Below are 15,075 nucleotides of genomic sequence, written 5' to 3' on the forward strand. Positions count from 1 at the left end.
CGCGAGAATGCTCTTTCGCGCCTTTGCCTAATTCTCAACCCCCACTGCGTGGCCCTTTCACTTGATTCTCCTGGCGTAATTTTTCAAGAAAATCTTCTCCTTGTGTGGTTTTGCCGTTAGCAAAGAATGAAGTCACGCGAGTTACAGACGCTTTGGTTTGTTCTTTCTTTGTTTTTTGCGCAGCTTGTTGTTCACCTGCTTCCTGTAATGCTGCAAGCATTTGATCCAGTGCAGGATCCTGTTTGAAACAAGTTTCATAACAAGAGTTGGCAACAAAATCATATTTAAATTTGCTAAGCCCAAATGATTTTTTAATCCTGTAGAGAGGATCTTCTTGCAACTCCTGCTTTGGATTAAACACTTCCGAAAGAACAACAATGGCATCAAAATCAAAATGCATGCCCGGTGTTTTCTTGCCTAATAACATTAAGGCAGTAAATAAATACCTGGCTTCCTCATAGTCATGACTTTCCAGAATGATAGGCTTGTCCTTCGTTGGCGCCCTACCCAGGTCAGCTAGCATTTGCGTTGCCATCGCCAGAGCCACTCTCACTCGGGCTTTGTTAAGCTCATCCGGGCTAATGTGTTGGCTTGGTTGCGGGAATTTGTTTAAGGTCAGATAATAAGAAACCTCTTGGCTGATTAATTCATTACCCTCTGCATCAAGTTTGCTGTGCTTGTTATGCTCTTCAAGGAAGCAAGCTTCAGTATCTTCCCCTGGATTAATCACATGCTCGCGGAAAAAACCTTTTTCAGCGTCTCCAACCAACTTATGATAAATAGCTCGACCTTCTCCTTTGGCCTGCAGACCGGTAGGTTTTGGAATATTATCCACTTGGGCTTGATATTGACTGTCAAAGTGTGCTGCCCTTTGCGCGAGTGGATAATCAATGTAGCTGCTGTTGAAACACAGGAATTGAGCCCGATATTTATTCTCCATAGACTGTTTCAGAAGATTAAGCACACCAAGTCTCAGTAAAGGATTATCAACTGCAGTGTCATCGCCGAAGAGTCGTTTATGTAGAGGTTCATAAAGGGATAGATTGTTGTCGACCCAAGACAGATAACGGGTTAACTTGGCCTTATGATGCTCAATTATTTTCCTTTGAGTGACACTATCCACGCTCGATAAATCAGCTGGCATGCATGCAAGCTGGTGATTTAATTCCACCTTAAGCGTCTTTAAATAATTTACAATTGTGTCGCAACCACCTGCCAGTTTCTCAAAATGTGGATACATTTCAGCAGCATGTTCTTTGGCTGCAGATTGAAAGGCTGGATTGAACCAATCAAGAGGAGAGCTTCCCGCCAAATCTCTGAGCTCATTCTGGATAGTTTTATCCAGTTTGTTTAGGTAGGCTAAGTTATCGTAAATACCTCTTAACTCTTTTTCTCCATCACTCAGTACATCCTGATACGTTGCTGAAGCCAATATTTTCCTTCGGGTTTCAATTCGCTCATCGTTTAATTGCCTTAAACGTTCTTCAGCAACTGGAACCAGTACGGTATAAGCGTCTTCATCCATCAAATTGGCAACCAACTTTGAATCCAATCCAGCTCCTTTTAAGTCTTGATTACTATCTGACTCTTTTACTTTAGTCAGTAATTCATCGTCTTTACTGATTTTAAGTTGCGCTGTTAACAACTTAATTGCCTGCCGTTGAGCCATGATTTTTGGATCCATCTCTATCCCTTGAGCATCTAAAGCTTCTCGAAGCATTTCTAGTTGCGCAGTTAATAGTTCATTTTCTTTCTTAAGAGCAGAATTATCCTCTTTAACTCGAGCCAACTCTTCTTTCTCTTTTTCAAACTCTTCCCGTTCTTGCTGGAATTTTTCTCGTTCCTGTTGGAATTTTTCCAGCTCTTGTTGGAACTCTTTCCGTTCTTGTTGGAACTCTTCTCGTTCCTGTTTGAATTTTTCCTGCTCTTGTTGGAACTCTTCCCGTTCTTGTTGGAATTCTTCTCGTTCCTGTTTGAATTTTTCCTGCTCTTGTTGGAACTCTTCCCGTTCTTGTTGGAATTCTTCCCGTTCCTGTTGGAATTCTTCCCGTTCCTGTTTGAATTTTTCCTGCTCTTGTTGGAACTCTTCCCGCTCTTGCGTTAGCTGTTCCAAATCTCTTTCACGAATATTAACGGCTTGTTCGCGACTTGCAAGCTGCTCTTCAACCTCTTTAGCAGCTTCTTCTCTTCTTACAACATCTTTTTCACGCACGTTTAGCGCTTCTTCTTTCTCTTCAAGCTGTTTAGCACGAAGATCTACTTCTTTTTTGGCAGCAGCGACTGCCTCTTCTTGCCGTTTATTCTCTTCTTCTTGCAACTGTTGCTTCTCACGCAATTCCTCCATTTCCTTGCGCATTGTTTCAATTAATCGGCGAGCTTCGGCGAGTTGATTATCCAGATCTTTTGATTTTTCTTGTTCTGCTCTCAAATCTTCTTCAGCTTTATTGGCTCTTTGGCGTTCGCTATCTCTTTCAAAAGTGGCCAGCTTTAGTTGATCCTTTAAATTTCCAATTTCTGCCCCAAACTCTTCATTCTGCCTTTGCAGTTCCTGCAACTGGCTTTCCAAGCGCTCATTGTCCTTCTCAAGCGTGGATAGGGACGATTCAAGCTGCCTCAGTTTCTCTTCGGATTGCACCTGTTTTTGGCTTTCCGCTTCAACTTGCCGGATGAGCTCCTCTCTTTCCTGCTTTTCCCGCTCACTGTTCAGGCGGGCTTCCGACAGTTCAGACAGCAAACGCTCCCTCTCCTGCCCTAAATCTTCAAATTGGCTCTTCAGTTCTAGAAGCTCATGAGTCCTTTCTTCAAGGCCGGCTTGTTCTTGCTCAAGCTTTAGCGACAATTGTTGGCTGCTGTCCTGAACCTGGCTTAACTCAGATCGCAGTGCCCCAAGCGCTTTTTCATGGGTTTGTTGAGCCAACTCCAGCTGCGCTTGCGCTTCACTTCTGGACTGCAACACATCCCCTTTTAAGCGCTCCACTTCAACTTCATGCAGACGGTTGGTTTCTTCAATCTGGGTCGTTAATTCCAAAGAGCGCTTTTGCGCCTCTTCAAACGCCATCTGCGTATCCTGCAACGTTGCTTCCATTGCTTTGAGCGCTTCTTCGTGCTCTTTCAGCTGCTTTGTGGTCTCCTGCACGCTTTGGGCATAGCGGGCAACTTGCAATTCCAAATCCTGAACCTGGTTTTCAAAGCCCGCATTCTGCTTTTGCAGTTCCTGCAACTGGCTTTCCAAGCGCTCATTGTCCTTCTCAAGCGTGGATAGGGACGATTCAAGCTGCCTCAGTTTCTCTTCGGATTGCACCTGTTTTTGGCTTTCCGCTTCAACTTGCCGGATGAGCTCCTCTCTTTCCTGCTTTTCCCGCTCACTGTTCAGGCGGGCTTCCGACAGTTCAGACAGCAAACGCTCCCTCTCCTGCCCTAAATCTTCAAATTGGCTCTTCAGTTCTAGAAGCTCATGAGTCCTTTCTTCAAGGCCGGCTTGTTCTTGCTCAAGCTTTAGCGACAATTGTTGGCTGCTGTCCTGAACCTGGCTTAACTCAGATCGCAGTGCCCCAAGCGCTTTTTCATGGGTTTGTTGAGCCAACTCCAGCTGCGCTTGCGCTTCACTTCTGGACTGCAACACATCCCCTTTTAAGCGCTCCACTTCAACTTCATGCAGACGGTTGGTTTCTTCAATCTGGGTCGTTAATTCCAAAGAGCGCTTTTGCGCCTCTTCAAACGCCATCTGCGTATCCTGCAACGTTGCTTCCATTGCTTTGAGCGCTTCTTCGTGCTCTTTCAGCTGCTTTGTGGTCTCCTGCACGCTTTGGGCATAGCGGGCAACTTGCAATTCCAAATCCTGAACCTGGTTTTCAAAGCCCGCATTCTGCTTTTGCAGTTCCTGCAACTGGCTTTCCAAGCGCTCATTGTCCTTCTCAAGCGTGGATAGGGACGATTCAAGCTGCCTCAGTTTCTCTTCGGATTGCACCTGTTTTTGGCTTTCCGCTTCAACTTGCCGGATGAGCTCCTCTCTTTCCTGCTTTTCCCGCTCACTGTTCAGGCGGGCTTCCGACAGTTCAGACAGCAAACGCTCCCTCTCCTGCCCTAAATCTTCAAATTGGCTCTTCAGTTCTAGAAGCTCATGAGTCCTTTCTTCAAGGCCGGCTTGTTCTTGCTCAAGCTTTAGCGACAATTGTTGGCTGCTGTCCTGAACCTGGCTTAACTCAGATCGCAGTGCCCCAAGCGCTTTTTCATGGGTTTGTTGAGCCAACTCCAGCTGCGCTTGCGCTTCACTTCTGGACTGCAACACATCCCCTTTTAAGCGCTCCACTTCAACTTCATGCAGACGGTTGGTTTCTTCAATCTGGGTCGTTAATTCCAAAGAGCGCTTTTGCGCCTCTTCAAACGCCATCTGCGTATCCTGCAACGTTGCTTCCATTGCTTTGAGCGCTTCTTCGTGCTCTTTCAGCTGCTTTGTGGTCTCCTGCACGCTTTGGGCATAGCGGGCAACTTGCAATTCCAAAATTTGTTTTTCTTCTTTAAGCTCTTTAAGAGTGGATTTTTCTGCAGTTAAAGCATTTAAGAGCTGATGAATATTCGAGTCTTGACGAGCAAACTCAGTAAAAATAGCAGCAATTTCAAGTTCAGCCTTTTGCTCCAAAACCTTGGGAGCTTCAGGGGCCACTTGTTGTAATAATTTCCCATACAATTTAAGAGCTTCTGGATTTTGTGCAGATGCAGCCTGTAAAGCTTCAAAAAGAATTTTTTTGTAGGTTACTGACAAGGCTCCATTTTGCAGCAATTTCACCAATCGGTCATGGTTATCTTGTACGGAAGCTTGTGCAATGAGCCATTCCTTGTTCAAGAGCAAGGCTACTATTCTTGCCTGTTGTTGTTCTGGAGTTGCTTTGGCGAAATCGCCGCAGATTGCATCGAGCAACATAGTTGCAATATTAAATTGATGATTGGAATTCAATGGCTGATTAAGAAAATTTCTCAATGGATTAACTGGATTAGGATTGCCTAATAACTTTATCAAAACATCAGCGCTATTCTCTTTCAGATGGTCTTCAATAACCTTAAGGAATTCGGGTAAAAAATCAAATTGCCTGTGTTCGAGGATATGATTAAGCAAATTTTTACCGTTTGCATCGGTTTGTGTGAGAAATTCTTGCCATTCATCTTGAGAAAGCTGTGGGCCTAATTGTCTAATTAACTTGCGAAGACCAGCAAAATTTCCCTTAGCGGCGGCAATTAACGCAGGTGAGTTTTCATCTGAGAAAAGAAATTGTCTAGCCAAATCTTTATCCGAAGATAAAGCTTCCCAGTCAATGGCATCCAAGGTGCCCTCATCTCGCATAAAAAGCTGAAATGGAGATAAATGTTCGGGTGGTAATTTAAGATTTACTATTCTTGCAGCATCGAATCCTTTTCCCGATTCATTCTTTTCAAAAGGATAGAGTGAGCTGGCTTGTTTTGCATAATTCTCATAAGGCAAGTTTAATCTGCACCGTTCCAGGATCTCTTGGTATAAAACCTTATTACCTAAAGAGGCAGACAGATGTAAGGCTTCAGAAATTTGCCGGTCATATTCGTTCCCTGGAGGGAGGTAGTCAAGGATAGTCAGTAGCAGCTGCTTGTTATTATTACGTACAGCAATATGAAAACAATCCGTAGCCCATTTAATGTATGGCAGAGAACCATTTTCCAGATTTGAAGCATGGCGCTCCATCATTAACTCAAAAATATATTCTTTACCGGCATGGGCTCTTTCCAAGGCCTTAACCATAACTTCAAAAACGTCGGTCATGCCTTCTTGAGCGGCGTAATGCAGCAAACCTTGCTGAGCAACCAGTTCATAGAAATCTGGATTATCCTGGGTAATTTTATTCAACAAACTAATTAATATTTCAGGTTGCCCATGAGCAATGCATTCTTTGAACAATTGCTGAATACGGCCAGGGGCGCCTTTGGCGATGAATTTATCCACCAATTGCATCTCATCCTTGAACGCCTCATTTAAAACAGCAATGGCTTCTTCTTTCTGAACTTTAGTAGTAGGAAAAGTACAAAGTACTTGCAATTGGCTAAGACCTGCGTCCGTTGAGGCTAAAAGACTATCCGGATCAATTTCCTTTCCTTGGTATTGTTTCAATACCCCTTGCAGGGTCTCAATTTGGGATTGAGCTTGTTGATGAGATTTATCGTGTAATTTTTCATAGTCTTTAAGACATTGCTCAGCAGCCTGAATTTTCTTCCTAAGCTGCTCTTTGCTGAGGCCAGTACCCTCACTTACAGCGTTGTAAACTGCTGCTAGAATACTGTCGATTCGCGTGATAATTTTTTGCTCTGGACTATCGACTTGCTGGGCCTGCTGTTGTAATTCCTGTTTTAAATCCTGCAATCGTCGATACAGATGCAGCGGTTCGCCTTCCCTTTGGTTTGAAGGGATATACATTACTGCTTTTGAATCATTATAGGCCTTACCGGTTTTTAAATCGTCTTCTGTTAAAGGGGCGCCGCAGGAAAAATATTCGTTAAACTTTTGTATATTGGCAATTTTAAGCCCTAAAATGTTTGCATTATCCACCTCAAGGATGCCTGGGACAATGTAATCGCTAACGGCTCGGCCTTTAACAAGTGCAAAATACGCCTGGCGACTGCAAATTCCAAAAGTCATGGCGGTTAATGCCCAATTATCCATGGCAGTCTGCTCTTGCATGGTTCTAAGCCTCGTATCCAGGCTTTTATCCTCTACGCCCCCCGCCACGCACTTGTTTCTACGCTCTTCTCCAAGAACCTGTGGGCTGATGTACGGCAAAGTTCCCTGACGTGAACCGTGAAGGATCTCCAGAACAGGCTTAACGCCATAAACAATGCTCTGGTCAGGAAGGCGTTGAACAAACCGACCTTTGGCATCTTCAATGTTGTTTGCTTCTTCCACTGCAAGTTTTAAGTCGCTGCCATATATTTCTGCAAAAATGGCTTTAAGATCTTGCCCTTGACCCTGGTAAACCCTTTGGAATCCTCCCGTTGCCCAATCAATATAACGAATCTGGTAACTGCCATCCGCATTTTCCTTATAACAAAAATTTTCTGGCTTCAAATCATTATGGGTAAATCCAAGGGCAAAAAGACGCTCTCCTTCAGCCACAATTGCGTCTGATAAAGATAGCATTCTTTTCAGGGCCGCTTTTCTATCTTCCGGACGTTTGACTGGATTGTGATAAGTTTCATCCGCTTTGCTGTATTTATTTAATGTTTGGTTGCCGGTATCTGCAAAGGTTTCACCTTTAGCTCGTTCTGTTAATAGCTGATATTGATTAGGCCTGCTGTCATTAGCATACAGTGCGCCCTTTTGTCTTTGCTTATCTTGCTTAATCCAATACTGAGTGCTTCCAGAAGCTCTTTGACGAGAAGCTTCCGCTTGCGACAAATTTTGCAAAACATCACTTTCAATTCGGTATGAGGGATCCTCCCGTGACGTCAAAGGGCGGGTTCTAAGATCAGCACGACTGGCTTCTGTGAAGGTAGCCTGATTGCCTGGGACATAGCCTTTCTTAACCACCTGATTTAAACCAGTTAAGAGACTTTCAACCTCTTTAACAGAGCCATATTGCCCTACCCCAAGTAATCGGGAATGGGTAAAGAAACGATTTTTTTTGCGGTCCTTACCCGCATAAGCTTCTTCCAAACCTGCAAAGGGAGCAATGACCCCACGACTTCCGCCATAGGAGAAAATCACTTCATTGGAGCCGGGTGGTTTAATTAGTGAGTAGGGGAGTTTGCCACCCTTGAGATCAATAGAAACCTCTATTTCCTGTCCATCTTTGGTGGCAACTTTCAACGAGTTTTGCAATTGGACTGGAACTTTGAAATAAACTTCGCTCAACTGCCGGGGCTGGATTTGCGTTGCAATTTGCTGCAATACAGAGAAATACATTCTTTCTTCAGCAGTGGTAATGGCAGGTTCACCCCGTTGTGTGCGATCCATGAGTTGCACCAGTTCTGCTGCCATGGTCTGAATTGCTTGTGCCAGTCGATTATCATCCTGGCTTAAGCCTAATGTAGATGACATCTCCTGATACTCTTCCAGAAAAACAGCCTGAACGGCTTGCACTTTCTCTACCATACTGGATTGCGACTGAAAAGCTTGCTCCAGGCGTTCTAATTTGTCTTTTCTCTGTTTTGAAGAAGCAACAATATTCGCCGCTTTGTCTATGATTGGCCTAGCATGTTCCTGAACGCTGTCTCGAGGGATGGTTGCCAAATGGCTGTAGGCTTGTTGAACATGGAGCTCTAAATCCGCAATTTTTAAAGCTTCGTGAAATTTACCCTCTTTTATTTTTCCGAAAGCCGCCGCTAAGACGTTATCGTTTTGAATGGCTTCCAGGTTACGAATGGAGAATAATTCCAGGACCTGACGGAATAAAATTTCGTCACTGTTGCCCAGGTTTAAATCTTTGATGTCATTTATAACTGGATTTTGCAGCTTTTCATAACCGAGCCCGGAATCTCTAGTCTTCTGAACTTCAAGGTTAAACTCAGCCTCAAGCTTATCTAATTGCTCATTATAAGCTTCATACATGGCAGCCACTAAGGCCAACCGCTCATCATTATGAGGTGGTTTTAGCTGCTTGGCTTTCCTGTCTTCCGCCAGTTTTTCTTCTTTGAGTTGGCTTCTGATCTCAGCAAAAGTTTTTCCGGTTACTGTCGTGCTAAAAACTGGTAAGGTGGTATTTTGTTTGGTGGTACTATAATAATTCAAAATGGATTCGGTAGTACTTCCAAAGCCACCCGGGCCGCTGATCCCATCAATTATCAGTCCAAGGGCTTTTTCATCCAATTGTGCAAAATAAAAGTTGATTGAAATGATTTCAGCATTGACCACCATCGTTGGCTTGGAAAATTTTTCTCCTATTTTATCCATTAATGCCAGTTTGGTCTCTGGGTGTTTGGCTCCATCTTTTCGAAAATGAACGTAATGCTTGATGTTTTGAGGTTTGACTGATTTTGCAATTTTACCACGCTGAGATTCTTGTCTTGGTTGCTCCTTACTCTCTTCTTGATGAGCCTTACTTTCCTCACGAAGGATATCAATTACAGTAGCCAACCTGGCTATGGCAGAAGATCTATTGGAATATTTTGGATTAGGACGTTCTAAAAATTTACTGTTCTCGATGAATCTTCTCTGACAAATTCCAGCAAAAATGCCATCAGAATGCCCGGATTTGGTGAATAACTCGACATCCCTGATGTTTCTGGCCCAGAATAAGTCCCGTGCAAGATTGGTTTGAAGTTTTTCGGCGTATTCGCGACGATCCTCCTGTCCAAACCTTAATCTATGAAACAAGGCTTTTCTTTGCTGAAGGGCATCAATACCTGCTTCAGATAATATAGCGCCTTCTAATTTTAATTTGGAACTTTGCTCCCACTGCAGCAGCAAGTCCGCTAAAGTCTTACCATCCGTGGCGCGGTAATCACTCAAGTTGTCGATTACTGTTGACTGTGCAACATCAGGAATTTTCGCTTTTAATGTGCCAATTATGGCTTGGTACTGATCATACTCCAAAGCCTCAGGTTTAACCTGGTTTAATTCACGGCGAACAATTTCATAAATAGCCATTTGCACTAAAGTTCGGGCTTGGGATACGAGCTCCTGGTCTTTATTGTTATCGTAGATGGCCACCGCTTGTTGGACCATGTCTTGCAAATTGCTTAGAGAAAGGGTTTGCAGTTGTCTTTCTTGCTCAGCTTTATCTAATTTAAATAAGATTTCGGTGTATAAACGCGTTTGTTGATCTTTAACAGGACCTGGAGCATCAGCCAATGTATCGGCTAAATGACGGATGTTGCGGAAATTAGCAGCAAATGCCCTAAGGAACTCTGCATTCACTTCAACAGCAGTTTCAAGGTTTATACCTTCTAAAGCAGCAATCTCTTGAATCGACTGAATTTGATCTTTTAGATGTTCTAGCGTTTCCCCCTGTTTTCTTCGGTACAACTCAAGCTGTTCATTGGCTCTAAAATCCTCTACTGAAACAGGGAGGTCTTTTACCAGTGCCTCAATGGCCTTAAGATTAAGCTGCAATTCCTCATACACCAAGGCATACAGGGAAGCTTTAATAAGTTTCGAATCCTGCTGAGCAAATTTGATGGAATTAACGCCATGAATGAATTTCTTACAAAATGCCATTATGAAATCCTGATCAGTATTTCTTTTTCTCTGTAGATAAAATAATCATAGCGTTTTTTTATTAAGATATACTTAAGGCGGCATAAATGTATGGAAAATAGGCGAAATGTCTGAAAAAAGGGTGAGCAAAAGAAATTGTGCCTCACCCTTTTTAAATGCTTTAATTCATTTGAGCGGAAAATTGATCGGTTGGTAAATCAGAGTGCAGGTTACTGGGTTCTGTGGGAGCGACAAATTCAATCATCTCCTCAATTTCCTTAAACTGCTTATTGGCTAATTGCCTGGCATCGACGTAAATGCTGTATGCGGTCATAACAAGTACGGCTGCGGCAATGAATGCAAGGGCAACTCCCAACAAGGCCATACCAATAGGGCCGGTTGTCATAGCGCATGCTGCAATCATAGTCATTCCAGCTGAAAGTGCTAAAATGGAATTGCTAAGAATAAATAAGGCAGAGGTCAAATTATTAATGGTTTTATCGTTTACAAGACGCACTTTACCTGCTTCGTAAGCATTCCTTAAACTGTTAATGTCGTCCCGGGTTAGATCCTGAAAATTTAATCGTTTTTTTATGAGATCTAGAGCCTTTAGCTCGAACATCTCCCAGGGAACCGTACTGTCTATGCCCTTTAGTTGATGAAGGCTTGCGCTCATTTTATCAACGACAGCCCTTAGCTGGAGAAGCTTTTTGTACTCTTCCGGGTTACGACTTAGAGTTTGGGGATGATTTAAAATTTTCTCAATATGCTTTTGGATGTCGTTTTTGGAAAACGCTGGAAAGTGGAGCCTGGTGAAAAAAAGCATTATAAACCTCGTATAATTCGGCAGATATGAAACATATAGAGCATTAAAAATACAGTTCGCTATTCTACAGATATGTTCGCAAATAAACAAGTGTTTGTTTTTTGGACAACTTGAAAGCACCTACCGATTTTTGTGGAAGGCAGCAAGCGCCGCTGCAATAACTGCAGCCCTATGGTAGGGCAAGGATTTATTCGAGTAGCGCAACCATTCTGGATGGTTTTCAATCAAATTCGTTGTAAATAAACCCTGCTGAAACTCTTTCGATTTTAGCATTTCAAGATAATAGGAAATGGTGGTCTTTACGCCAAATACTCGCATTTCTTCCAAAGCTCTTTTAGAGCGGCGCAAGACTGTGTCCCAATCCAAGCCCCAAACGGTGAGTTTGGCACACAATGAATCATAATCAGGTGGTATTGCATAGCCAGTATAAATGGCGCTATCCGTTCGAACACCAGGACCACCAGGAGCATAATAGCGGGTGATGCGGCCAAAGCTTGGAAGAAAATCATTTTGCGGATCTTCTGCATTAATACGAAACTCAATGGCATATCCCCGTCGTTCAATCTGATCCTGGGACACTGACAGTTTTTCTTCCGCTGCAATGCGAATTTGCTCCTGGACTAAATCAATGCCGGTGATTTGCTCGGTAACCGGATGTTCTACTTGCAAACGGGTATTCATTTCGAGGAAATAAGGCTGGCCCTGCTCATCAAGAATAAATTCGACCGTACCAGCATTTACATATCGAACTGCCGAGGCAACCTTTAGTGCATAGTTGTATAACAATTGCCGGGTTTTTTCTGCCAGTTGCACACAGGGGGCAATTTCTATCAGTTTTTGATGTCTTCGCTGTATTGAACAATCTCTTTCAAATAAATGAATCAGATTGCCATGATGGTCACCCAGGATTTGCACTTCAATATGACGAGGGTTAGCAATAAATTTTTCCATGAAAATATGGGAATCCCCAAACGCCTTGCTGGCTTCCGATTGCACTCTAAGCCAATTTTGCAGGATATCTTGCGCGCTGTAGCAGAGACGGATTCCTCTGCCACCGCCACCAAAAGTTGCTTTTAACATTACTGGATAGCCAAGTTTTTCGGCACAGGCAATAGCTTCCTCAACGCTGCCAAGATTACCTTCACTCCCGGGAATGACCGGTATGCCAGCTTTAAGTGCCGCTTGTCTGGCCATGATTTTAGAACCCATGGTTGCAATGACTTTAGCTGGGGGGCCAATAAAGATGAGACCGGCTTTTTTACAGGCAGCAGCAAAATCAGGGTTTTCGGATAAAAAGCCATAACCAGGATGAATGGCTTCACAACCTGCTGCTTTGGCACATTCAATGATTCGATGCCCATTTAAATAGGCTTCCAAGGGTTTTTTGCTGAGGCAATGAGACTGGGCACTGCGTTTGACGTGAAGTGCATATCGATCAGCCACACTGTGAATAGTCACTGGCTCTATCCCCATTTCTGTGCAAGCCCGCACGATACGAAGGGCGATTTCCCCGCGATTACTGACTAAGATTTTTTTAAACATCCCTGCCTCATTAATATTCCAATTTATGAGTATACCCTAAACGTCACAAAATATATTACGGAGTATATACTTATGCTAATGGGCCTGCGAAATTTATAACACAATCAGGATGTGGAGGCTGTTAATTAACATGCAATTAAAAAACAGCAAAAATCCAGCCTTTACTAAGAAAGGTAGCTCTCTTCACCGCTCTTCTTCAGACAAAATTCTCGCGGATCAAGTCCATTTGCTCTACGAACAAAACCCTTTTGGTATCGCCGCTCAAATCTTTGGAGCCATTTTTTTAGTTATTGCAATTTGGCCAGTCGTAGCTCACGCGCATCTAATTGCCTGGCTTATTTATATACTGGTGGTTTCTGTTTTTTGGTTCTTGAATGCAATGGCTTATCGACTTAAGAAGCATTTTTATGGCCCAAAAGTATGGTTAAGAACGTTTTATATTTTTACGTTTTTCTCAAGTTGCGGTTGGGGGTTTATGGGTTCGATGTTGATGCCAACCGGAAATCTAATTTATCAAAGTTTCGTTGTTATTTTGCTTTTTGGCTTTACCGCAGGCTCCATGCCTTTCTTTTCACCAGTTATTTCCGCTTATGCCTTTTTCCTTTTTCCCACCTTTATACCATTTACCCTCTGGTTATTTATGCAGGGAGGAGTTTACCTGCTTTTAGGTTTATGTGGGCTGGTGTACATGCCGGTGATTTTTATAAGCTGCTACTATTCGAATAAATTTTTGAAAAATTTTTTATCATTGCATTATAAGAACATCAGTCTTGGAAGCCTAAACCAATTATTAGAACGCCGGGTGATTAAACGGACAAAAGATTTGGAAAAATCACTTGCGGTAACCAAATCTACTCTCGAATCGAGTGCTGATGGATTGTTAGTTATCAATTTAAGAGGACATATCGAATACCACAACAAACGTTTCCTTTCCATGTGGAAATTACCGCCTGGGTTTGCAGATAAACCTGATTTATCGTCTTTTATACGGGAAGCCATGTCTCAACTTAAATACCCGCAGGATTTTCTTATTCAGGTAAAAGAAGTAAAAAAAACACCGGGCCATGAAAGCTGTCAGGAGATTGTTTTAAGCAATGACAACATTTTTGAATGGCATTCCAGACCTCATAAACTGCGGAACAATTTAATAGGTTACGTGTGGATCTTTCGCGATGTCACAACTCGTAAACAGATGGAAAAACAGCTTGCATACCAAGCCACACATGACTTACTCACAGGGTTGCCTAACCGCACCCTTCTCTATGATCGCATCAATCAGGGAATTGCCTATGCCAACCGTTATCACACCTTATTTGTATTGTTTTTTATAGATATCGATAACTTTAAAATAATTAACGACAATCTCGGCCATAATGCCGGCGATATTTTTCTGCAAAAAATAGCAAGAAAACTGGTGCTATGTACAAGAGAGAGCGATACAGTCGCTCGTTTTGGAGGAGATGAGTTCGTTATTCTCTACATCATTAAATCTGAAAAAGAACTCGCACGTCTTTCACAAAGAATCCTCCGCAGAATTACCAAGCCCATGAGGCTTTTAAAACACGAAATCGTGGTGACGGCGAGTATTGGGGCTAGCGTTTATCCGATCCATGGCAAAGATCCGGCAACGCTTCTTAAAAATGCCGACATGGCCATGTATTTGGCCAAGGCCGGGCAAAGTAATATTCAAGTATTCGATGAATCCGTTAATGAGCTCACTCAAAAAAAACTTGAGCTGCAGATGGAGTTGCGCAATGCCCTGGCTGCAGAAGAGTTTTTCTTGTTGTATCAACCAACTATTAACCTGAAAACTGGTGAACTGGTAGGCGTTGAAGCTTTAGTGCGTTGGCAACACCCCAGAAAAGGCATTATTTTGCCCCTTAACTTCATTCCTTTAGCAGAAGAATCCAAAGTGATTGTTCCTTTAGGTGAATGGATCTTTGCCGAGGCTTGCAGACAAAATCATGACTGGCAACGAATGGGTTTAAAGCCCATTCGAATGGCTATTAACGTGTCTGGCATACAGTTAATTCAGAATAATTTTGTAGACTATGTGCGCGGGGTTTTGCACAGCACTCATCTGAATCCTGAATGCATCGAAATCGAGTTGACAGAAAGCGTGGTCATGGATAACAAAATGCAAAATTTGCATAAGCTTAGGCAACTTAAAGATTTAGGCATTAGCTTAACCATCGATGACTTTGGCACAGGTTATTCAAGCTTGAATTATTTAAAAGAGTTTCCAGTTGATAAATTAAAAATCGATCAATCTTTCGTCCAGGATTGCATTGATGATCACAATGATGCCTCAATAATTCAAGCCATCATTGCGATGGGACATAGTTTAAGATTGAAAGTGCTCGCAGAAGGGATTGAACGGGAGGAGCAATTGAACTTTTTAAGAAATTCTCAATGCGATGAAGGTCAAGGTTTTTTCTATGGTCAGCCGATGACTGCCGAAAAATTTGCCAAATTATTGCAAGAAAATAAAATTTATCCTTTTGAAAAGTAAATTGCTTGGTATCGTATTGCTTAAATACTGTCATATCCATTC

4 protein-coding genes are annotated in these 15,075 nt (G+C 42.7%); 1 reads left to right on the forward strand and 3 read right to left on the reverse strand.

The window, feature by feature from the left end; translation table 11 throughout:
- Positions 1–34: 34 nt before the first annotated feature.
- From EL203_RS12825 to EL203_RS12835, 3 genes are all read right to left on the reverse strand, one after another.
- Positions 35–10,174: a hypothetical protein gene (locus EL203_RS12825; RefSeq protein ID WP_126320126.1), complete on the reverse strand. Its 10,140-nt coding sequence runs from the start codon at positions 10,172–10,174 to the stop codon at positions 35–37.
- A 160-nt stretch (positions 10,175–10,334) separates the two neighbouring features.
- Positions 10,335–10,979 carry a hypothetical protein gene (locus EL203_RS12830; protein WP_058471841.1) on the reverse strand — a complete coding sequence of 215 codons (645 nt, stop codon included), beginning with the start codon at positions 10,977–10,979 and terminating at the stop codon, positions 10,335–10,337.
- Positions 10,980–11,099: 120 nt separating this feature from the next.
- The gene (locus tag EL203_RS12835; protein ID WP_058471840.1) at positions 11,100–12,521 is read right to left on the reverse strand and encodes an acetyl-CoA carboxylase biotin carboxylase subunit; all 1,422 of its coding nucleotides are present in this window, start codon (positions 12,519–12,521) and stop codon (positions 11,100–11,102) included.
- Between the two features lie 130 nt (positions 12,522–12,651).
- Here EL203_RS12835 and EL203_RS12840 point away from each other — a divergent pair, with 130 nt between their 5' ends.
- On the forward strand, positions 12,652–15,033 hold the full coding sequence (locus tag EL203_RS12840) for an EAL domain-containing protein (RefSeq protein ID WP_232003960.1): 2,382 nt from the start codon (positions 12,652–12,654) through the stop codon (positions 15,031–15,033).
- The last annotated feature ends 42 nt before the right edge of the window (positions 15,034–15,075 follow it).

Source organism: Legionella jordanis, from assembly GCF_900637635.1.
GTDB classification, from domain to species: domain Bacteria; phylum Pseudomonadota; class Gammaproteobacteria; order Legionellales; family Legionellaceae; genus Tatlockia; species Tatlockia jordanis.